Origin of the sequence: Geminocystis sp. NIES-3708, from assembly GCF_001548095.1 — a bacterium.
GTDB lineage: Bacteria > Cyanobacteriota > Cyanobacteriia > Cyanobacteriales > Cyanobacteriaceae > Geminocystis.
The window spans coordinates 1,584,641-1,604,230 of the sequence record NZ_AP014815.1; the positions used below are offsets into that span (position 1 = coordinate 1,584,641).

Annotated in this window: 23 protein-coding genes and 2 pseudogenes; 6 read left to right on the plus strand and 19 right to left on the minus strand. The window is 30.4% G+C overall.

The features are described from left to right. Nucleotides 1-18: 18 nt before the first annotated feature. The 3 genes from GM3708_RS06910 to GM3708_RS06920 all read right to left on the minus strand — a co-directional run bounded on the left by GM3708_RS06910 (nt 19) and on the right by GM3708_RS06920 (nt 2,551). The gene (locus GM3708_RS06910; protein ID WP_066345132.1) at nt 19-687 is read right to left on the minus strand and encodes a hypothetical protein; all 669 of its coding nucleotides are present in this window, start codon (nt 685-687) and stop codon (nt 19-21) included. Beyond that, on the minus strand, nt 680-1,900 hold the full coding sequence (locus GM3708_RS06915) for a DUF4336 domain-containing protein (RefSeq protein ID WP_066345134.1): 1,221 nt from the start codon (nt 1,898-1,900) through the stop codon (nt 680-682). The genes GM3708_RS06910 and GM3708_RS06915 overlap by 8 nt, the downstream gene beginning before the upstream one ends. 78 nt (nt 1,901-1,978) lie before the next feature. After that, nucleotides 1,979-2,551, minus strand: coding sequence for an FKBP-type peptidyl-prolyl cis-trans isomerase (locus GM3708_RS06920; protein WP_173644998.1), 573 nt, complete (start codon nt 2,549-2,551; stop codon nt 1,979-1,981). 173 nt (nt 2,552-2,724) lie between these two features. Between GM3708_RS06920 and GM3708_RS06925 the strand changes: the two genes are divergently transcribed. Further along, nucleotides 2,725-3,885 carry a hypothetical protein gene (locus tag GM3708_RS06925; protein ID WP_066345138.1) on the plus strand — a complete coding sequence of 387 codons (1,161 nt, stop codon included), beginning with the start codon at nt 2,725-2,727 and terminating at the stop codon, nt 3,883-3,885. A gap of 56 nt (nt 3,886-3,941) precedes the next feature. Here the strand turns inward: GM3708_RS06925 and lepB are convergent, their stop codons facing one another. Together lepB and GM3708_RS06935 are read right to left on the minus strand one after the other, a co-directional pair. After that, nucleotides 3,942-4,517 (minus strand): signal peptidase I, encoded by a 576-nt coding sequence (gene lepB / locus GM3708_RS06930; RefSeq protein WP_066345140.1) that lies wholly within the window; start codon nt 4,515-4,517, stop codon nt 3,942-3,944. A gap of 130 nt (nt 4,518-4,647) precedes the next feature. Beyond that, nucleotides 4,648-5,847: a phosphoglycerate kinase gene (locus GM3708_RS06935; protein WP_066345142.1), complete on the minus strand. Its 1,200-nt coding sequence runs from the start codon at nt 5,845-5,847 to the stop codon at nt 4,648-4,650. A gap of 307 nt (nt 5,848-6,154) precedes the next feature. On the opposite strand from GM3708_RS06935, the gene ahcY reads away from it, so the two are divergent. Then, entirely contained in the window at nt 6,155-7,432 is a 1,278-nt protein-coding gene (gene ahcY / locus GM3708_RS06940; RefSeq protein WP_066345144.1) for an adenosylhomocysteinase, read from the plus strand. Nucleotides 7,433-7,490: 58 nt separating this feature from the next. Beyond that, on the plus strand, nt 7,491-7,991 hold the full coding sequence (locus tag GM3708_RS06945) for a pentapeptide repeat-containing protein (RefSeq protein ID WP_066345146.1): 501 nt from the start codon (nt 7,491-7,493) through the stop codon (nt 7,989-7,991). A gap of 58 nt (nt 7,992-8,049) precedes the next feature. Here GM3708_RS06945 and GM3708_RS06950 read toward each other — a convergent pair whose 3' ends face one another. The 4 genes from GM3708_RS06950 to GM3708_RS06965 form a co-directional block, all read right to left on the minus strand. After that, nucleotides 8,050-8,763, minus strand: coding sequence for a DUF928 domain-containing protein (locus GM3708_RS06950; protein WP_066345147.1), 714 nt, complete (start codon nt 8,761-8,763; stop codon nt 8,050-8,052). Between the two features lie 280 nt (nt 8,764-9,043). Next, complete coding sequence (locus tag GM3708_RS06955; RefSeq protein ID WP_066345150.1) at nt 9,044-9,718, minus strand: DUF4079 domain-containing protein; 675 nt, start codon at nt 9,716-9,718, stop codon at nt 9,044-9,046. A gap of 160 nt (nt 9,719-9,878) precedes the next feature. Next, nucleotides 9,879-10,850 (minus strand): CHAD domain-containing protein, encoded by a 972-nt coding sequence (locus GM3708_RS06960; protein ID WP_066345151.1) that lies wholly within the window; start codon nt 10,848-10,850, stop codon nt 9,879-9,881. A 259-nt stretch (nt 10,851-11,109) separates the two neighbouring features. Continuing rightward, the gene (locus tag GM3708_RS06965) at nt 11,110-12,117 is read right to left on the minus strand and encodes a phosphoribulokinase (protein ID WP_066345153.1); all 1,008 of its coding nucleotides are present in this window, start codon (nt 12,115-12,117) and stop codon (nt 11,110-11,112) included. 306 nt (nt 12,118-12,423) lie between these two features. Here GM3708_RS06965 and GM3708_RS18960 point away from each other — a divergent pair, with 306 nt between their 5' ends. Together GM3708_RS18960 and GM3708_RS06975 are read left to right on the plus strand one after the other, a co-directional pair. Next, nucleotides 12,424-12,615 (plus strand): helix-turn-helix transcriptional regulator, encoded by a 192-nt coding sequence (locus GM3708_RS18960; RefSeq protein ID WP_197671692.1) that lies wholly within the window; start codon nt 12,424-12,426, stop codon nt 12,613-12,615. Nucleotides 12,616-12,891: 276 nt separating this feature from the next. Then, nucleotides 12,892-13,434 carry a carbonic anhydrase gene (locus GM3708_RS06975; protein ID WP_066345154.1) on the plus strand — a complete coding sequence of 181 codons (543 nt, stop codon included), beginning with the start codon at nt 12,892-12,894 and terminating at the stop codon, nt 13,432-13,434. A gap of 153 nt (nt 13,435-13,587) precedes the next feature. Here GM3708_RS06975 and GM3708_RS06980 read toward each other — a convergent pair whose 3' ends face one another. After that, nucleotides 13,588-14,340: a metallophosphoesterase family protein gene (locus tag GM3708_RS06980; RefSeq protein WP_066345155.1), complete on the minus strand. Its 753-nt coding sequence runs from the start codon at nt 14,338-14,340 to the stop codon at nt 13,588-13,590. 535 nt (nt 14,341-14,875) lie between these two features. On the opposite strand from GM3708_RS06980, the gene GM3708_RS06985 reads away from it, so the two are divergent. Continuing rightward, nucleotides 14,876-15,535, plus strand: a complete 660-nt coding sequence (locus tag GM3708_RS06985) for a hypothetical protein (protein WP_066345156.1) — start codon at nt 14,876-14,878, stop codon at nt 15,533-15,535. A 30-nt stretch (nt 15,536-15,565) separates the two neighbouring features. On the opposite strand, the gene GM3708_RS06990 is transcribed toward GM3708_RS06985, so the two are convergent. The 9 genes and pseudogenes from GM3708_RS06990 to GM3708_RS07025 all read right to left on the minus strand — a co-directional run bounded on the left by GM3708_RS06990 (nt 15,566) and on the right by GM3708_RS07025 (nt 19,529). Continuing rightward, nucleotides 15,566-16,045: a nucleoside deaminase gene (locus GM3708_RS06990; protein WP_066345157.1), complete on the minus strand. Its 480-nt coding sequence runs from the start codon at nt 16,043-16,045 to the stop codon at nt 15,566-15,568. A gap of 17 nt (nt 16,046-16,062) precedes the next feature. Continuing rightward, nucleotides 16,063-16,500: a hypothetical protein gene (locus GM3708_RS19240; protein ID WP_231933221.1), complete on the minus strand. Its 438-nt coding sequence runs from the start codon at nt 16,498-16,500 to the stop codon at nt 16,063-16,065. Continuing rightward, nucleotides 16,452-17,102: pseudogene (locus tag GM3708_RS19245) on the minus strand (DNA-methyltransferase). Before GM3708_RS19245 ends, GM3708_RS19240 begins: the two are co-directional and overlap by 49 nt. 185 nt (nt 17,103-17,287) lie before the next feature. Continuing rightward, complete coding sequence (locus GM3708_RS19770; RefSeq protein ID WP_066345161.1) at nt 17,288-17,476, minus strand: ApaLI family restriction endonuclease; 189 nt, start codon at nt 17,474-17,476, stop codon at nt 17,288-17,290. A gap of 22 nt (nt 17,477-17,498) precedes the next feature. Continuing rightward, nucleotides 17,499-17,834 carry an ApaLI family restriction endonuclease gene (locus GM3708_RS18970; protein WP_066345163.1) on the minus strand — a complete coding sequence of 112 codons (336 nt, stop codon included), beginning with the start codon at nt 17,832-17,834 and terminating at the stop codon, nt 17,499-17,501. 33 nt (nt 17,835-17,867) lie between these two features. Next, nucleotides 17,868-18,077 carry a hypothetical protein gene (locus GM3708_RS18975; protein ID WP_066345164.1) on the minus strand — a complete coding sequence of 70 codons (210 nt, stop codon included), beginning with the start codon at nt 18,075-18,077 and terminating at the stop codon, nt 17,868-17,870. A gap of 17 nt (nt 18,078-18,094) precedes the next feature. Continuing rightward, a pseudogene (locus GM3708_RS07015) lies at nt 18,095-18,316 on the minus strand (type II toxin-antitoxin system HicB family antitoxin). Nucleotides 18,317-18,394: 78 nt separating this feature from the next. Then, nucleotides 18,395-18,520 (minus strand): hypothetical protein, encoded by a 126-nt coding sequence (locus tag GM3708_RS19605; protein ID WP_255358426.1) that lies wholly within the window; start codon nt 18,518-18,520, stop codon nt 18,395-18,397. Between the two features lie 286 nt (nt 18,521-18,806). Beyond that, complete coding sequence (locus tag GM3708_RS07025) at nt 18,807-19,529, minus strand: Shedu anti-phage system protein SduA domain-containing protein (protein WP_066345165.1); 723 nt, start codon at nt 19,527-19,529, stop codon at nt 18,807-18,809. Between the last annotated feature and the right edge of the window lie 61 nt (nt 19,530-19,590).

Consider the following 19,590-nt stretch of genomic DNA (forward strand, 5'->3'; position numbering starts at 1 on the left):
TAAAGAATTTAGAAAATATTACTTAGGGTTTTGAGGGTTTTTTCTTGATAAATTCTCAATTTCCCATTGTATATTTTGTCTAGCTTTTAACTCTAAAGTTTTTATAAAGATTTGATTAAAATAGATATATTTTCTTGCTAAAATCTGAGCTAAAAAATTTTTTCTTCCTATAGAATATTCATGTTCTGAAATCCAGTAATATTCTTGTCTAATTCCTTGGGCATAAATTTTATATTCAGAAATTTCAGCTCCTAATATTGCCATGTCTGCATCCAATAAAATTTCACTATCAATATCATTTTCATGGGCTTCATGGTTTTTAGTTTTCAAGATCATATTTTTAGCTTTATCAATAATTTCTGAAGGAATTTTCAAGGTATTTAATTCTATTTCCATATATTCTGCACTTTTTTCTTCATTATTTTTACAATGAGTATTATAAATAACATCATGAAACCATACAGCAAATTGAATAGCAATAAAATTCTGTGATTTTTCTCGTAAAATTTCAATGATTTCTAAAAGATGGTCAATATGTTTAAGATTATGATAATATCTTGAGGAATTGGAATAATGTTTAACTAAATCCAGAAATATTTTTTTACTAACTTTTTGCTCAATATAAAAAGGTTGTACTAAAGAATCCCACTTAAGAGCTAGTTTTACTTGCAAAGAGATATTATCCATCAATTTCAATTTTTGTTAACTTAGTCTTTGGTGGTTTTGCTATCTTTAATTTAATTAACGTTGCCTCTAATTGTTTAATAAAATTACTATCTTTTTGATAAATTTGATCATTCCCACTGGGATATAAATTTTGGGGAGAAGAAGAATTGTTTTCTAAAAAAGAAAATGCTTGGCGAAATTGTGTTGGTGTCGCTTTTATTGGTGCGTAAAAATGAGCAGGAATAATTTGATTAAAATTCCATGTTGAGATTATTGTCGCCCAGTTTATTACTTCTTTTGGTGCTTGGGGTAAAATTAAAGTTTCGAGTATTGGCGCAACTAATGGTATTTCTCGATTGGCGATCGCCTCAAAGGATTTTTGCCAATGTCTTTGCCAACGAAAAGGATATAGCCCAAAATAGTTACTAACAGAACGATTAGGGGCGTTGAGAGCTTCTTTAATTAATTGTTTAACAGAAGTAGTATCGATAGCACTAGGACGAAAATAAAGGGCAAATAAACAAATTCTTTGCCAACCTTTGAGACGATTTTCCGTAGTATCTTCAAGATTATCTAAAGCAGTTTCTCTAGCATGAAAAAGCAACGGAAAAGGTTTTAATTCAATAATTTTAGGAGGATGTTGAGGTATTTTGATTACAGCATCAGTAACCAATAAAGTTTTTGTGGCTTTATGTAATAGAGCAACTTCAACAAATGAGCCTTGACTTAAATTAATGTCTAAAATTTGATATTGAAATTCATCAGCAAAAGGAGACTGTCGATAATCTAAGGGCAAAATCTTTGTACGTCGAGGGGGAAAACCAAGCCAAGTTATAGGTAAATTGATGGGAAAACTCCACTGACTAGGTGCACTCCAAACTTCGGCGGCGGGAAAAAAACGAGCAAAAGGACCAACAAAAATTTTATGTTCTAACCCTGAACTGGTAGAATGTATAATGTACTTAACTTTTCCGTGTTGATTTTCCAATTGTCTAACAAAGTTAACACATTCTTGAGTAGGTGCAATAGGACAATATACTAATAATCCTCCTTTCGCCAATTTAATAACAGTCATGCGAATCGGCACAACAGCATATAATAAACCATGAGGTTGGTCAAATGTCCAAATAGTATCTGTAATAATTTCTTGTTTTAAAGTAGGGCGTTGTTGATAAGGATAAAGGGGTAATAAAAACCAAAAATCCCAATTTTGCTCTTTTTTTGTACTTATCATATTTTGATTGATTACGACAAGACTTTAGGCGAAAAGTATTCGCCCTTACAAATTAAAAGTAATTTGTTAGTCAATTATTTATTTGATTTCCAATAATTCTACGTCAAAAATCAAAGTAGCATTAGGAGGAATTGCACCTCCTGCACCTCTAGCACCATAACCTAAATCGGGAGGAATAATTAAAGTACTTTTTGAGCCTACACTCATATTTGCAACTCCTTCATCCCATCCTTTAATAACCTGTCCTATACCAATGGTAAAGGTAAAAGGTTGATTGCGATCAAGAGAACTATCAAATTTTTTGCCTCTTTTAACTCCTTCTTCTGCTAAGTAACCTGTATAATGTACTGTTACTTTTTGTCCTCGTTGTGGGGTTTGTCCTTCTCCAGCAATGTTTTCAATATACTTTAAGCCGGTAGGAGAAGTTTGCGCCGTCGATAAATCTATATCCATATTTCCTTTAGGTTTAAGTTGACTAGCGTCTGCTATTAAAGATGATTTTTCAGACATATTCTGAGTTAGTGTAACATTGTTTATACCTATTTCGTCAGCGATCGCTTCTGGTTTACCATTGTTGTTAAAAATAAGGGAAATTATCAAAAATCCTGCACAGATAATCACAATTCCCATGCTAAATATAATTGGTTTCATCTTCAATCAAATATCTATATCTTCAGGTCAATTATCAATTGTCTATCACAAATCATCTTTTGTCTATAATTAACATTCATTAAATATTATTTTTTATCATCATTTTCCCCAACTTTTGTTTATGGAGAGTATAATGGCTGAATAATTTTAATTATTTATTTCTGTTTAGTTAAATGTTAGACAAACTTTTTGGGAAAAAAAAGAAGAAAACCTCTAATATATCTACTGAAAATTCTACCATTAATAATAATAATATTAATATTAAAATCATTGATAAAAAAGCAAAAATATCAATCAAAGAACAAAGAGAATTACAGATAGAAAGAAAAAAAAGAATAATTGATGAATTTGATAGATCTTTGATTAATTTACAAATAGAAACAGGTATTTGGACTCCTTTATATATTGTTGATATATATGACTTAGATTTTTCTCAACCTCAACAAGACTACGCTCTTTTTATTGATTGTGCTTTAGATGAATGTTTTGGTATTCATAAACAAAAATTAAAACAAAAAATTTATCGAGAATCGTTTAACTTACAACCAGCAGAATTATTAATTGTTATTAAAGAAATTGGTGCAGAAATTTTCTTATCTTTCAAAAAATTTCCTTTCAATATTGAAAAATTAGTTGAACTTTTAAATGTAGGTTTTTTAACTCCTGATACCCATAAAATTCTTTTCCTTACTTATTTTATTCCTCCTATTCCTGATGATTTATATAAATTTGATAATATTACCATTCCCCAAAAATTTGAAGAAGCAGTCAGAGATATTGTCAATTATTGCGATCGCCATTTTAGCACCGATAATCTTACTTTTGAAAAATGGGAAAAATTAATTATGGGTTTAAATGCCCAAGGAATGATTTTAAAATTTCCTGACACAGAAAAAGTAGTTAAATTAGATGCAATTTTAATAGAAGATTATAGTGGTATAGGCTATCATCGAGTAAAAGTAGAAGAAATAGTTAAAGATACCATCGAAAAAAATCCCATTGTTATTCCTTTATTTATTCTATTTTTAGCCTTCTTTTGTTCTGATAAAGATGATACTCAAATATTTTCTTATCATTATCTATTTTCTCCCACTGGCATGGCAAAACAACGTTTAATGGAAACAGGAAAAGTATCATTTCCACAACTTTTTAATAAATTATTAGATGAATCTTTACTTCCTAATCAATTCAGAAAATGTCTTTCCACTATTTATTATGAAGCATTTATTTTACATCAATATGAATTAGAAGATCTCATTTTTAAGTTTCGAGAAAAAGCCAAAGATTTACAACCTAAAACTAATCAAGATATTGATTATAGCTACTGGAAATAAATATTAAAGTTAAGGAATTTTTCTTTGCAAAAATATTCTCATATCAGATTCATCTCTTAACTAATTTTGCCTAAATGTTCAAGAGGCCAAAAAGTAAAAATTGCCTTGCCTATAATATTTTCTTGAGGTAAAAATCCCCAAATATGAGAGTCATTAGAATTATTACGATTATCACCCATCACAAAAACATATCCTTGAGGCACTTCCATTGTTTCTAAGTCATATTGAGGAGGATCAAAAATATAATCTTCTGCAAGGGGTTTTTGATTAACATATACTATGCCTTTTTTTACTGCTATGGTTTCTCCCCCATGGGCAATAATTCTTTTGATAAATGCTTGATTTGCATCGTATCCCAATATTTGTAATTGAGGAGGAGGGGTAAAAACAACTATATCATGATCATGAGGTTGATTAAAATAGTAGGAAACTTTTTCTACCACAAGACGATCACCAACAGAAAGAGTCGGAGACATAGATTCAGAGGGAATAAAACGAGGCTCAGCAATAAAAACTCGAATAAGAATAGCTAAGATTAAGCCTATAAAAACAATACTAAAATTTTCTTTTATTTGTATCCAAAAATTAGATTTAGACGTAGCAGATAAATCAGTTTCGGTTAATTTGGTCATAGATAAGTTGAAGCTCAATAGTATAGTAGAAAGTAGAATCTTAAAATAAAAAGAAATTCTAAAATTTGGGGTAAATACCAAAAATCAAGAGTTTTTTACCCTATATTCTACATTCTACATTCTTAATTCTCTAGTCGTCTAAAGCAGCGATACCGGGTAAGACTTTACCTTCAAGTAACTCTAAACTTGCACCGCCACCAGTGGAAATATGACTCATTTTTTCAGCAACTCCTACTTTTTCTACCGCAGCGACAGAGTCTCCTCCACCGATAATGGTAATTGCACCTTTGCCTGTTAATTCTGCTAAGGTATGTGCGATCGCTTCTGTACCTTTAGCGAATTTTTCAAACTCAAATACACCCATAGGACCATTCCAGATTACTGTCTTACAGTCAGCTAAAGCTTCTTGGAAAGTTTTAACGGAATCAGGTCCAATATCTAATCCCATCCAACCATCAGGAATGCTATTAATATCAACGGTTTGGGTGTTAGCATCGGGGGCAAAATTATCCGCTAAAATGACATCGGTAGGTAATAAAAACTCTACTCCTTTTTCTTTAGCTTTAGCTTCTAATGCTTTGGCTAAGTCTAATTTATCTTCTTCTACTAAGGATTTACCAACACTTAAACCACGTGCTTTGTAGAAGGTGAAAATCATACCACCACCGATGATTAATTTATCACATTTTTCAAGGAGGGTTTCAATAACACCGATTTTACTGGATACTTTTGAACCACCTACAATAGCTACTAAAGGACGTTTAGGAGCTTCGATCGCACTTTGTAAAAATTCTAATTCTTTTTCAATCAAAAAACCAGCAACAGAAGGAGATAAATAATGGGTTACGCCTTCAGTAGAAGCATGGGCACGGTGGGCTGTACCAAAAGCATCATTAACGTACAAATCGGCGTTACTAGCTAATTTTTTAGCAAATTCAGCATCGTTAGCTTCTTCTTCATCATAAAAACGGAGATTTTCTAATAAAGCAACATCACCATTAGCTAAAGCACTTACCCCAGTACTAACAACATCACCAATACAGTCCTCAAATTTAGTAACGGCTTTACCTAATAACTCCCCAAGACGTTTAGCAACAGGGGTTAAACGTAAACTATCTTTAACTTGACCTTTAGGACGACCCATGTGGCTACATAATAAAACTTTAGCACCGTTAGCTGTTAAATGATTGATGGTGGGTAAAGCTGCTTTAATACGAGTATCATCGGTGATTTGTCCGTTATCCATAGGTACATTAAAATCAACGCGCACTAATACTCTTTTTCCTTCTAAATCAGATTGTGTTAAACTTGCAATACTTTTTTTTGCCATGACGCAAATCTTCCTATATATATTTGATTTTTAAAAATAAGTTGGTAAAAAATTTTACTCTTTGGAGATTTTACCCGAAACGTAACGATATGTAAATTTATTTTTTTAATACTTACTCTATTGATATATCTGTAAATAATCTTAATCAATAGAAGGCAATCGTAATAATTATTTTAGTAGGGACATATTCTATAATCTCTTTGATTTTGATAGAAAAATTAATTAATGATAATTTTATATTGAACTCAGGTAAGATTTAACAGTCGTGAGGTATCATTAAAATGTAAAGTTTTATTGAGTATTCCTCATGGTTGCAACTCCTACCAAATTAAATTACGATATTAAGGATATTAATTTAGCTGACCTTGGTCGCCAAAGAATCCAATGGGCGGCAAGAGAAATGCCTGTTTTAGGACAAATCACCGAACGTTTTGCCCAAGAAAAACCTCTTGCGGGTATTCGTTTAGTGGCTTGTTGTCACGTTACCACTGAAACTGCCAATTTGGCGATCGCCCTTCAAGCTGGTGGTGCGGATGCGGTATTAATTGCTAGTAACCCTCTTTCAACTCAAGATGACGTAGCTGCTTGTTTAGTAAATGACTATGGTATCCCTGTTTTTGCTATTAAGGGCGAAGATAATGCCACTTATCACCGTCATGTACAAACCGCATTAGATCATAAACCTAACATTATCATCGATGATGGTTCGGACGTAGTTGCTACGTTAATTAAAGAAAGACAACACCAATTAAGTGACTTAATCGGTACAACCGAAGAAACCACCACAGGTATCGTTCGTTTAGAAGCGATGTATAGAGATGGTGTATTAACTTTCCCTGCCGTTAACGTCAATGACGCTGAAACAAAACACTTCTTCGATAATCGTTATGGTACAGGACAATCTACCCTTGATGGTATCATCCGTGCAACTAATGTACTTTTAGCAGGTAAAAACCTAGTCGTTGCTGGTTATGGTTGGTGTGGGAAAGGAGTAGCAATGCGTGCTCGTGGTTTAGGCTCAAATGTCATCGTCACCGAAATTAACCCCGTTAAAGCCATTGAAGCAGCGATGGATGGTTTCCGTGTAATGCCCATGAGTGAAGCCGCCAGTATTGGTGATGTGTTTGTAACTGTAACAGGAAATAAACATATTATCCGTGAAGAGCATTTCGCAGTGATGAAAGATGGTGCGATGGTGTGTAACTCTGGTCACTTCGACTTAGAAATTGACTTAGAAACCTTAAAATCCATGTCTCGTGAAGTGAAAGAAGTACGTAACTTTACCCAACAATATTTACTTAATAACGGCAAATCGGTAATTGTCTTAGGTGAAGGGCGTTTAGTTAATTTAGCGGCGGCTGAAGGTCATCCTAGTGCGGTTATGGATATGAGTTTTGCTAACCAAGCCTTAGCCTGTGAATATTTGGTTAAAAATCAAGGCAGTTTACAACCCGGTATTCACTCTATCCCCGTGGAAGTAGATCAAGAAATCGCTCGTTTGAAGTTACAAGGTATGGGTATCACTATTGATTCTCTGACTCCTGCTCAAATTGAGTATATGAATTCTTGGACTGTGGGAACATAAATTAATTAATTATTAACAATTAACAATTAACAATTATCAATATTTATATTCTCTATTTATGCTTAAAAAATTAGCCCGTTTTTTAGTTCTAATTTTAGTTCTAACAACTTTATTTATACCCACAAAAGCTATAGCCGCTAGTTCGAGTGCGGTAACATCAACTTTTGAAAGAAAAGACTTAACAGGAGAAGATTTTTCTGGACAAAATTTACAATTAGCAGAGTTTACTAATGTTAAGTTAGAAAATGCAAATTTAAGTAATACTGACTTACGAGGAAGCGTTTTTAACGGTGTGAAAGCAGAAAAAATAAACCTTTCTGGATCTGATTTAACCAATGGTTTAACTTATCTTACTAATTTTGATAATGCCGATTTAACGGATGCTATTTTTAAAGAAGCAGTGATGTTGAGATCGACTTTTAATAATGCTCAAATTGAAGGTGCAGATTTTACTCAGGCAGTGTTAGATAATCAACAAATTATCAAACTTTGTAAATATGCTGGTGGAATAAATTCTAAGACAGGAGCAAGTACTCGTCAATCTCTTGGCTGTCCTTAATTCAATTGTTTTGGGGTTAATATCATTAACCCTTATATTTATACGTTCATCGTTAAAATTAATTTTCAGAAGATTTAACTAAATTTTTATCTAGTAAAGCATCTAATCCTACGGATGTTAATAATTCTTGCCATTGTTTAGGTTGAGATTCTTTTAAAGTGGCTACCAAAGATAAGGTATCTTGCCAAACTCCTTCATTGGCTAGAATTTGAGCTCTTTGAAGATTGTCTAAGTTTGTTGATAATTGATTGTTAATATTTTCTTCTAAAGAAACTTTTTCAATCATTCCTTTTGTATGATTGCTAGTGTTAATAAACATGGGATTACAAATTAAAGATATTTCCCATACATATTTTTTATCGGTTTCTAAATTTATTTTATTCGATACATTGATCGTTATAATTTGATCGGTTGCAGTTATGGGTATTTCCTGAATATCCAAATCTTTGCCGTTTTCTTCCCTCAAAATAAATTGAGCAAATTTAGCTTGAGTGGGAGGAATGTAAACAAAAAATTGTGGTTGACTAGATATAGTTTTGATGAAATTATCATTACTAGGAGTTAAAGGAGTAATCGGTAAATTGCCTCGAACACAACCCCCTCTTCTTCCTCCCGCCGCAGTACTTTGGGGCGATTCTCTTTTAGGAGCATTGGGAAACTCGATGGCATTTGCCGAAGAAATAAATATCTCCATCAAAGGGATAAAACCCATAACAAAAGCTATTATTATTGTTGATTTATAAAATCTATTTTTTTTCTGCTTTTTAAACATATATTTTCCTCAAATTGTATAAGATTATCAATGAATAAATGGTGATAACAATTCTAGTATGTGAGTTAGTTGTGAGATTTTGTAGATATGTTAGCTATTCGCTATTCGTAGTCAGCTTTAGCGATATGGTAAAATTTATAGATTAATTTTTAAATCTTTAATGATTAACAAACGATTTAAAGATTGCTATCGAAAGACATAAATTTACTCATAATTAATTGAATTAGTATAATTTTAGACTTTTAGGAAATGTTTTTGTTCCTTCGTTAATTTAATTTAATTAAAAAACCATTAATGCTGGAGGAGGAGTCCATAATCCAATTTCAAATAAATCTCTAGATCCTGTGATTCCTTGTCCTATAAATAATAATAACGCTAAACAGTTGAGAATAATGTGAATATTACGCCATTTATGGGATTTATCTCGGTAAATGTCATCGATAATTGCTACAGAAAAAATCATTAATAAGCAAACTATTACACCATAATAGTAATGAGACCAAAACCATTCATTACTACGACGAAAAACACCATCTTGACAACCTAAAATTATCACTCCCATGCCGCTCAATGTTGCAAAAATTCCTCGCCATAATTTTTCTCTGGCAAGAAATAATAAAATAAAAGAAGCGATGGTGAAAATAAACATTAAAACTAAGAATATAAACTGAAAAAAATTTGTTTGCCAAAGGGTTTCTTTGAGAATATTTTTAGTAATAATGGGTTGTCCTAACCCTATCAATGTAACAATTACCACTGCGGTAGATAATATTTTACCTATTTTTACATGATTTAAACCTACAGAGGGCGGAATTTTACTTTTATCTCCTTCTTTGATTTCTAATCTTCTTTGACGAGTTTCCCATGCAAAATAAGAAACTATACCCAATAAGGGAAAAACACTAATAATGGTAAGAAAAGGGTGAATTAAGAGGCTAAATTGTTCGGGTGTCATAATAATTATTTATAACTTTTAATTCTAATTATGTTTATGCTTAAATCTAACTAACTTTCCTTGAAAGATCCTTAATTTTTACAAAATTTTTTTTCAGAATTAGATCATTTTGAGTAAATATCATTATTATTTTCGATTAATCCTACTTTGTCTAAAGTTTTCAGATTGCAATGATCAAAGAAGTTAATTGATTACGATAATTATTATCTAAAAATTTTTCCTGTAATTTTTGCCATTCTTGCCATTTTATTGATTGATCTTTCATAATTAAATAATGTAAAGTTGGTAATTTTGTTAACCATGTTTTACCTAGTTTTTCTGTTAAATGATTTTCTAAGCAAATATTATCTTGAATATTTCCTAAAATTTCTTGTACTTGTTCTACTAAATACAAATATTTTTTATATTCTTCGGGATAAAAATCAATAAATAACTCTAATTGATAGCGAGTTTTTTTTGCTTGTTTTCTTAAGGTATGTAAAATTTTTCTTTGTTTATTGATTAATAAATTAATTTCTTCATCAGTTAAGTTTTCTTGGACAATAATATCCTGATTTTCATTGATTTTTGTTCCTATTAACCAACCAGATTGTAAACAAAAATTACTAATTTGAGGTAATAACAAACAGGATAATAATGATTTGATTTTTATGTTGGCAATCCCTTTAAATTCAGGCTTTTCTAACCATTTTATTAAAGATTGTTTTAATTTTTGATAATTTTTTGTACTTAAAATTAACTTAATTTCTTTAGTATCTTGAGATGATGGTTTACTAATATCAGCGATAATTTTTTGGATAAATTTATGTTCTATCTCTAATATTTCCTGACTAAATTTATCTTCTAAATTGATTTTTAAAATATCTAAATCTCTTTGTTGTCCTAAAAATCTAGCAATATTACTAATATTGGTATCATTAATAATAGAAGGAATCTTTAAAGCAGAATTAAAAACACTTAAAATACTTCTTAATCTCCTCATGGCAACTCTTAATTGATGCAAGTTTTCAGGATCTTCTTCTATTAATATTTTCTTTTCATACTTAAGAATTTTCTTGACTTGCTTTGCAATAGCATTATAACTATAATCGGCAAGAGTAACAGAATTATCTTTGAAGATGATGGCAGACATAAGTGAACCTCTACACTTAAGTAAACGAATTGTTGTTAGTTTTGAAGTAATAAGTAAATAAAAGAAATATTGATTGATTATTCATTGTTTATTGTTCTCATTATAAATTTTGACAAAAAAAATGACCGTGACTAATTACAAAAATTAACCACAGTCTCGATAAGATAATTAGGAATTAAAAATTTTAAACTTTTTCTTTTTTGAATTATTAGTTACGGCACTAAAAGAATCAAAAAAATTCATTACTTCTTCATTCTTTTTAAACAGTTGCTACTTCTTTTTCTTCGGTATTTGCTACTACACCCGTTAACTTTTCGTAAGTCTCACGCATTTTTAAGCCCACTAAAACTTGGAATAAACCAGTACCATTATTAGAGCCGGGATAATCTCTGTGTTTAAGTAATAATTCAGTCATTTCACCATAATACTTAGTACCAGTACGACTTAAATGACTTTCAACATAGATAATTTCTTCTAGGTTGTCAAATTCACCATCAATTTCAAGGATAGAAACCTCATTACCCATGTAGTTATCAGGTCCATAGTACATTTTTAAACCGGGGAATGCACAAGTAAGTTTACGTCCACAAGGGCGCCAATCAATAGTTGAACCTTCATCAAATAAGTAAGTAGGTTCAAAGTGTTCAATACCTTCTTTTTCAATGAGACGAACTCGTAAAATTTTACCTTCTTTTTCTTCAATTAATTGAGTAGGTAATACTTGAATTACGATGTCTGCATATTGTTTTTGAGGTTCGATATAAGCAGTAAAATCAGGTTTTCTGGACATGATCGAAGCAACCACATCATCATAACTATGACCTCTTTCTGCCATGTCACGTTGAATTTTCCAGTTAATTTTTACTTCTTCGCTAATGTCAAGATAGACGCTGAAGTCCACTAATTCTCGAACTCTTGCATCATAAAGAGGGTGTAAACCTTCAATAACAATTACTTTATTAGGTTCGATTCTTTCAGGAGGATCTAATTCTCCTGTTTCATGATTATATATAGGTTTATCAATAGCTTGACCATTTTTTAACGCTTTAACTTGTTCTGCCATTAAGTCGAAATTATTGGCACGAGGATCTAATGCGGTTACACCAGCTTCTTTTCTACCTTTACGATCTAAACAATGATAGTCATCTAAACAGATAACCGTCATAAACTCTTTACCAAATAAATCTTCTAAACGGCGCAAGAAAGTTGATTTTCCACAACCAGAGTCTCCAGCAACGCCAATAATAACTACTCTATCTTGAGTCATATTTTCCTCTATAGTTGAAACTAAATTTTACTTATATCAGTAATTTTTCTATTGTTTGTTATCTTATCAGTCAAATGCACACTAATCTATAGTTAATTATGTTAATTGATTATTTTTTAACTTTTAAAAAATTGTGCTAAAGCATATGAAGAACTTTGTGGATAGTGAGATAGCTAAATGCTTTTTCAACCAAGTTACTTTAAAGCTGATTGGTTTAAAATTCTCTCGAATCCTATAAAAATATAAATTTTAGACACTTTTAGACAAGGAGAAATTAGTTTTAATGATATTGCTCAATGGTGAGAGGTGAAAGCGTCTTCAATCTCACAACAGTTGGCAATTTTGCGAAAATATCATTTAGTTAAAAGTCACAGACAAGGTAATTACATTTTTTATTCGATAAATGAACCAGCAATTTTGAAAGTGTTAGACTCAGCAAAGGAGGTTTTTAATAATCATTTAGTGCAAGTCAAAAATGCTTTACAAAAACTAGAATAAAATATTATTAACTATTCATGATAGGCTTTCAATAATTTGGACTTAATCAATCCTTATTCTATGGCGATCATTGTAATTGTCATTGTAACTAAACTAATTTAGTTTTATATTTATGCTAGTAAATGTATCTTTTCTTTAATGGGATTAATGTTAGTAATACTGGCGACAGTAAGTTTTGATTTTGATACCACCACTCAAGTCATTTAAACTATTCATTTATATCTGTCAATTTTAAAAACAAAAAAAGAATGATCAGATTAAAAATAACTATCTATAATGAATAAAAAAGAAAATAAATTAGACATTTGCACTTGTAAAAGACGAGATTTTACTAAATTATTATTAACAGGAAGTTTCGGCTTATCTTTTTGGTTATCTTCTGCTTTATCAGCGAAAGCTGAGTATAAAGCTAAAGCATTAGTGTTAAGTTGTATTGATTTTCGTTTTGTTGATTTTGAGCGAAATTTCTTGATAAATAGTAATTTAGATCATCAATTTGATTGGTTAAGTTTAGCGGGAGCATCTTTAGCTCTGACAGATTTTCCTAGCCCTGCAGATACTATCGTTTTTTGGGAACAACTAGCTTTATCTTACAAGTTACATAATATTGAACAGGTTATTATTTTAGATCATCAAGATTGTGGTGCTTATAGCAGTAAATTTAATACTAATTTGACTCAAAATCTCGAAGAGGAAATAAATATTCATCGTCAATATTTAACTCAGGCTTATGATGCGATCGCTAATCGCTATCCGAATTTAACAATAGAACTGTATTTTATTTATCTTGACGGCAAAGTAGAACAAATTGATGTTTAACCTTTTTTAATCAAACTACAAAAACACCTGCTATTTTTTAATAAAATAGACATCTGCAAAGTTGATGATTTAGAAGAGTTAAAACCCTTACTACGAGACAATAAAAAATCTTTTCTTAAAAAAGTTGAATAGTAATAGTTGGAAATAAAAAAATTATGAAAATAAGGCTTTTGGGCGAAAACTAAATAACTTGCGATTATTAATAGGAATCAGACATTGATTTAAGGGAAATTTACGGAAGTTTTTACCGAAACTATTTACTTGATATACCATAGATTCATTTAATTCTAAAGCTGTTAGCCATCCTTGTTCATGATGATAAACACCTGTATCAATGCCAATCCAACCTTGTCCTCTAGCTAACTGCCCGGGTTTTAGTCCTTTAAATGTAAAAGTGATAGTATGACCGATAATAATAGTCTTGTCCAAAAAATATGGGTGAGTACTAACATGAAAGGGTGTACGAATCCAACAAAATTGATCAGAAGATTGTTGCTCAAGACGAAGATTAGGATCTATTCCAGCATGGACTAACCAATAATCTCCTAAATCATAGTATAGAGGTAGATTTTTGATCCATTCGATATGTTCTATTGGAGGCATTTTTTGACCATAACTATTAACTGTCGTACTACCACCATTTTGTAACCATCCTTGCAATATTTTATAATTTGTTTGCCCCTGATTTAAGGCATTGAGTAACATAATTTCATGGTTGCCTTGAATACAATTGTAATCATTGTTCATGACAAATTCTACTACTTGGGCACTGTGAGGTCCACGATCAATTAAATCTCCTAGAAAGTAAATCTGATCTTCTTTATCAGGAGCAATATTTTCAAATAATCTCAATAAAGCATCATAATGACCGTGAACATCTCCAATAACCAGTCTTTTGTTACTCATTCCTATACCGTGTCGATTTTAAATATTAATTTATTGATTACATAGTTTAGTATATCTTAATTTATTTTATCTTTATTCTGAACATTTCATTTGCGGGGATTAATTACTTATAAATGTAATAATTTTATTAGCCGTAATACTTAGTAATTTAGGCATTAACCATTATAAATTGTTAATTTACTCCACTTTAGCTTTTATCATAGCAACAAAAATCAGCAATAGTAAAAGATAGATCAATACTTTTGTTAAAAATTAACAATTTATATGAACAATAAATATTATCAAATAAGTGCAATAATTGAAAAAAATAAATATGGCTATTATGCTTATTGTTTTCAATTAGAAGGTTCAGTTGTCAACATCGATTGGATTCCTTAGAGGAAATAAAAGCTAATATTCAAGAGGCAATTGAACTATACTTATCCACTCTTACAGAAAAAGAAAAACTCTGATAAACTATGTTTAAGTTGTAATCTAAAACTTTTTAGTTATAAACTCAGATTATAAGTTTCCTTTTGCCATTCAATCTTTTATCATGAGTTCTTTCTCTTCATTACCTGAAGCATCTGATCATTTTTTTGAATATCGTTTTGTACATAGGATTAATCCCTTAGCCTATAATAATTTCTTACAATTTCAAGAAAAATTAAGAACACGGGCTAAAAATTATCAAGGTTATCTTAGTGAAGATTTGCCTGTATTATTGGAAGAAGGAGAAACCCTTGTTTTTGAAACTATATTGCGATTTGATACCCCAGAAAATTGTATTAACTGGATTGATAGTAAAGAAAGACGAGAATTACTTTATGCGGAAGAAAATAATGGTTATCAATTTAAAGGGGAAGCAAATTTCGGGAGTTATACCAGTTGGATAAAACAAAGTGTTAACAACTCCTCTCCTGTTTGGAAAATTAACCTTTTAGTTTTACTGGTACTTTATCCCACCGTGATGCTATTTAATTTACTTTTGAAAAAGCCATCTTTAATTGATTTTCCGACATGGATGCTTTTTGGTAATTTCTGTAGTGTTGCCATAACTGGTTGGTTTGCAGTTCCTTGGATTAGTCGTCTTTATCAAAATTGGTTAGAAAGTGAAGGCACAAAAAAAGAGCAATTATTAGCATTAACAAGCATTTTCCTTGCCCTTTTTATGCTGTTACAGATTTTCCGACATATTCCGATTAGTTTTTGGTAGTGAAAATATTTATTTTAATATCTATTTAATTTAATATCTTGCACCATCAGGAAGTTCTCTGAATTCTTTCCAAACAGCCTGTGCTTCTTCTTGAAGAATTTGCTCTGGTGCGAGTAAGCGATTTTTATATTCTTTAACTAAATCTTCTTGAATATTAGCATCATCAAAAAGATCTGCAAAATCACTCCAACCAGCGGCGTAGTAAATTTTGGAAATTCTAGCCCAATAAGCCGTTGCATAACACATAGGGCAACATTCACAACTGCTATATAAAACAGCACCTGATAGATCAACAGTTCCTAGTTTCTTACAAGCCTGACGAATAGCGTTTACTTCTGCATGTGCTGTAGGATCATTATCCCGTAAAACACTATTACCAGAAGCCCCAATTACCTCTCCATCTTTAACTACAACTGTACCAAATGCCCCACCTGTTTTCTTGACAACTCCTGCCTCTCGCATCAAGGCGATCGCTTGACGCATATATTCAATATCTTTGTTGTTGGTCATTTTAAGTGATTTTTTTTCTATTTATTATACGGTATCATATTCCTGTTGTTTAATTCTTCATGAATCAATAATTCATAAGATTTAATAATGAGAATTTTCTTATCTTCTAAAGGGAATAACTGACGATAATTATTTGTTTGAATAACTATTTTTAAATCACTTTTTTTTGCTTGTTCAGAATTATTAATAGATATGATCGCATCTTCTAAAGTTTCATCTTTTTTTTGGATTCTAACGGGGATAGGTTTATTATTAAATTGTCTCTTCAAAAAACCATCAATGCCATTATTTCTTTGTACAGGAATAGCATTAATACTTTTTAATAAAAATAGTTCATCTTCCGATTTTTCTATATAACTTGCTTTTCCTTTTTCCACAAGTTCTGAATTAGTTATAATCATCTCATTTAATCTTTTTTTCGTAAGTTCGATGCCAAAGGCACAGCTACGCTGCACACATCTTCTGATATATCAATGCCAATAAAATTACGATGCAAAGATTTAGCGGCGACACAAGTTGTACCACTACCACAAAAAGCATCTAAAACTAAATCACCTTCATCGGTAGAAATATTAATAATTTGTTGTAAAAGTAAAACAGGTTTTTGCGTAGGATAACCAACTCTTTCTTTTACTTTTGGATTTAAAAAAGGTATTTCCTAAACATCCGATAAAGGAACGCCTTTTTTCTCTTGAGCTATAATTATATTACCATTTTTATCCTTTTTATAAACAGATTTACCATAACTATTTTTTTCTCTTAATTGCCATATTTGATCAATATTTGTCGTAGGAGAATAATCAGTATAAATAATGTTAAATTTAAAATTATCTGTTTTGGAATAAAAATAAATAGTTTGATGAGAATTAAGCAAACCTTTTTTTGAATTTGACCATCTTTTATAAGACCAAATAATTTCACTTGTAAAATTTTCAGGAAAAAATATTTTATCTAATAAAATTCTTAAATGATGAGAAGCAGATTTATCACAATGCAAAAAAAATATTACCAGTTTTTTTAATACTCTTTTACATTCAATTAAACATTTTTCTATCATTAATAGATAATCATTTAGACTGTGCCAAACATCATCCAATTCATAATTAATAGAATTATCACGGGTTGTTAAAGAATGTTTTTTTAAGTAAAAAATGGTGGATCTAAATATATTAAATCTACTATTTCCGAATCAATCTTTTTCAATTCATCAAGACAATTTCCTAAAATTATTTTGTTCATAACTTAAGTTTTTTCAGGTGTTTTTTTATCTGCAATATCTATTAAAATCTGTTTTAAATCAAATCCTGTACGAGTTTTGATAAAATTCCATGCTTCTTCTCCAGCATAATATTCGCCATTTACACCCTTATAAACTGTTTCTAAAGTTTGTTGAATATTGATAGCTTGTTCTCTTTGAAGATAATAAAACATTACTCTAATAGGTTTATATCCACTATTTTGTATAGCTTTTACATGAGTATGCTCTTTCGTGATTATGGTCTCTGTCTGTAGTGGCATCTCTCCATTTAATCTCAATAGCATCATTGCCATCTAAAAAATCAATTTCAAAGGTTTTCGGTTTTGTACCAAAAGAATTTTTAACAGTAGTTTTTTTTCCTTGAGGATTGTTAAATAATAAACATAAAGAAGCAATTTCTTTTAAAAAAGAACCAGCATAATTATATAAAAACCTACCAATATTTTGATATTCGTCTATTTTTTGCCCTTCTTGGCTGGTTATCCCCAAAACTCTATAAATTAGATAATGAGAAGTATCATCATTCTTCATTTCTTCTTTTCTTAAATCAATTTGTATTTTTAATTAACAAGCATATTCTTCCGAAAGTAAATGAATTTGCGATATTAGTAATTCTAGTTGTTTTCCTTCTTTAAGAGCATTAGTAATTTTGTTAAATTTATCTCGATTAATTAATTCTAATAACTGTTGTTTTGTATTTTTAGCTTGTATTTTAATACCATATCTTTGACAATAATTTTCAAGCTCTTTTTTGTTTAAAGATTCTATTTTCATTTATGTAAGACTAAAATTTAAGCAAAAACAAAAGTTTTAGATTGAGGTAAAGTTTTACCATCTTTTTGATATTCTTCTATAATTAACTCTAAAACTTCCTGCCCATTCTTTAAGGCTTCTTCATAGGTTTCACCGTGAGTAATAGGTTGCATTTCATTTTTAAAGTCAGGAAGGAATACGACAAAACAGTTATCTTCATCACTCTATTGAATAACGATCGTATAATTAAATTTATTCATAATTATTTACCCTCTTTTATTCTTTTTAATTTAGCTAATTTTTGGTTAATTTGTTTTTCTAAATATTTTTGAGCACCATCACCATCTTTGAGCATCATAACCATCATTTCCTGATATTGTAATCGGATCTTCTGGTAATAGTTCATCATACCAACGAGTATAACTATCTTTAGCTGTACGATATACAAAACCAGCTTTCTTCAATAAACTTTTTAATTATGGAATTTTTTTAGGAATAGATTATGATAATTTAACAGAATCTAAATGTTGAGCAATCCAAACTTTAATTAAAGATTGAGATTCAATTCCTAATCTTTTTGCTTCTTTATCTAAAGCAATAATAATCCAAGAGAAAAATCTTCAGGAGTTAAGCACCTGATTGCTTATTCAAGATGTAGTCCATCACAAAAACAGCCGAAAGAAAATTATGAAGATTACAATTCCTAAAAAAAAACTCTCCAATAGTGGCATATACACATAGATAGATAAATTATCCTGCAACATTTTTAACGTATAATTGTCTATTTTTATATGAACAAACTAATAGCCTCTTATTATAAAGTATATGAGCTAAGGATGACATTTGTAAGAGCCTACGATAACTCATTATATAAATGTTTTTCGATTCATAGCTTTGGAGATTAGACCATCGTTGTTTTTCTATTTCCAACTCCAATTTATCTGAATCACCGATAACTAAGTATGCTTTAAATGTCTTGGTTAATGTATTGTTCCAATTTATTTGTCCCAAATCGCCAAAACAATCAAATGCTTGTTGCTTATTATCTGTTGCCCATTCCATCCAATCTTCCACTTGTTGACGAGCATTATTGAAATGAGATGAAAAATTACCATTTTGATTGAAAATATTATATTTTGGATTTTCAATTTCTATTGTTGTTAGGCAAACTTCCATTGAATTGTAAGCTAAAAAAGCAAAATCTGTTTTAAAATCATTACCTAACGGAAGTTTTGTTACAATGGCTCTGGCAGCAGGACCTAAATGATAATTTGTAAAACCAGGAAGAAAATCAGGATATTTTTCTAAAAAATTATGAACTTCATTTTCTGATTTTGCGTTCGAGATTATACCGTGAAATTGTCCGACTCCATCTGAAAGATCAATATCATTATCTTCAGCATTATGAAATAGTTTTTTTTGTTGATCACTTTTAAAAATTATTGCAGATGGTATTATTTCAGATTTACTCATAAACTTTTCATGTACATAAATAAATATATTGCAAAAACGAACTCTATTATATATCTTCTAC

Coding starts and splice junctions, on each gene's coding strand:
- GM3708_RS06910 (WP_066345132.1), bottom strand. CDS start 687: ATGGATAATATCTCTTTGCAAGTAAAACTAGCTCTTAAGTGGGATTCT.
- GM3708_RS06915 (WP_066345134.1), bottom strand. CDS start 1,900: ATGATAAGTACAAAAAAAGAGCAAAATTGGGATTTTTGGTTTTTATTA.
- GM3708_RS06920 (WP_173644998.1), bottom strand. CDS start 2,551: ATGAAACCAATTATATTTAGCATGGGAATTGTGATTATCTGTGCAGGA.
- GM3708_RS06925 (WP_066345138.1), top strand. CDS start 2,725: ATGTTAGACAAACTTTTTGGGAAAAAAAAGAAGAAAACCTCTAATATA.
- lepB (WP_066345140.1), bottom strand. CDS start 4,517: ATGACCAAATTAACCGAAACTGATTTATCTGCTACGTCTAAATCTAAT.
- GM3708_RS06935 (WP_066345142.1), bottom strand. CDS start 5,847: ATGGCAAAAAAAAGTATTGCAAGTTTAACACAATCTGATTTAGAAGGA.
- ahcY (WP_066345144.1), top strand. CDS start 6,155: ATGGTTGCAACTCCTACCAAATTAAATTACGATATTAAGGATATTAAT.
- GM3708_RS06945 (WP_066345146.1), top strand. CDS start 7,491: ATGCTTAAAAAATTAGCCCGTTTTTTAGTTCTAATTTTAGTTCTAACA.
- GM3708_RS06950 (WP_066345147.1), bottom strand. CDS start 8,763: ATGTTTAAAAAGCAGAAAAAAAATAGATTTTATAAATCAACAATAATA.
- GM3708_RS06955 (WP_066345150.1), bottom strand. CDS start 9,718: ATGACACCCGAACAATTTAGCCTCTTAATTCACCCTTTTCTTACCATT.
- GM3708_RS06960 (WP_066345151.1), bottom strand. CDS start 10,850: ATGTCTGCCATCATCTTCAAAGATAATTCTGTTACTCTTGCCGATTAT.
- GM3708_RS06965 (WP_066345153.1), bottom strand. CDS start 12,117: ATGACTCAAGATAGAGTAGTTATTATTGGCGTTGCTGGAGACTCTGGT.
- GM3708_RS06975 (WP_066345154.1), top strand. CDS start 12,892: ATGAATAAAAAAGAAAATAAATTAGACATTTGCACTTGTAAAAGACGA.
- GM3708_RS06980 (WP_066345155.1), bottom strand. CDS start 14,340: ATGAGTAACAAAAGACTGGTTATTGGAGATGTTCACGGTCATTATGAT.
- GM3708_RS06985 (WP_066345156.1), top strand. CDS start 14,876: ATGAGTTCTTTCTCTTCATTACCTGAAGCATCTGATCATTTTTTTGAA.
- GM3708_RS06990 (WP_066345157.1), bottom strand. CDS start 16,045: ATGACCAACAACAAAGATATTGAATATATGCGTCAAGCGATCGCCTTG.
- GM3708_RS19770 (WP_066345161.1), bottom strand. CDS start 17,476: ATGTTTTATTATCTTCAAAGAGAACAAGCTATCAATATTCAACAAACT.
- GM3708_RS18970 (WP_066345163.1), bottom strand. CDS start 17,834: ATGAAGAATGATGATACTTCTCATTATCTAATTTATAGAGTTTTGGGG.
- GM3708_RS18975 (WP_066345164.1), bottom strand. CDS start 18,077: ATGAAAATAGAATCTTTAAACAAAAAAGAGCTTGAAAATTATTGTCAA.
- GM3708_RS07025 (WP_066345165.1), bottom strand. CDS start 19,529: ATGAGTAAATCTGAAATAATACCATCTGCAATAATTTTTAAAAGTGAT.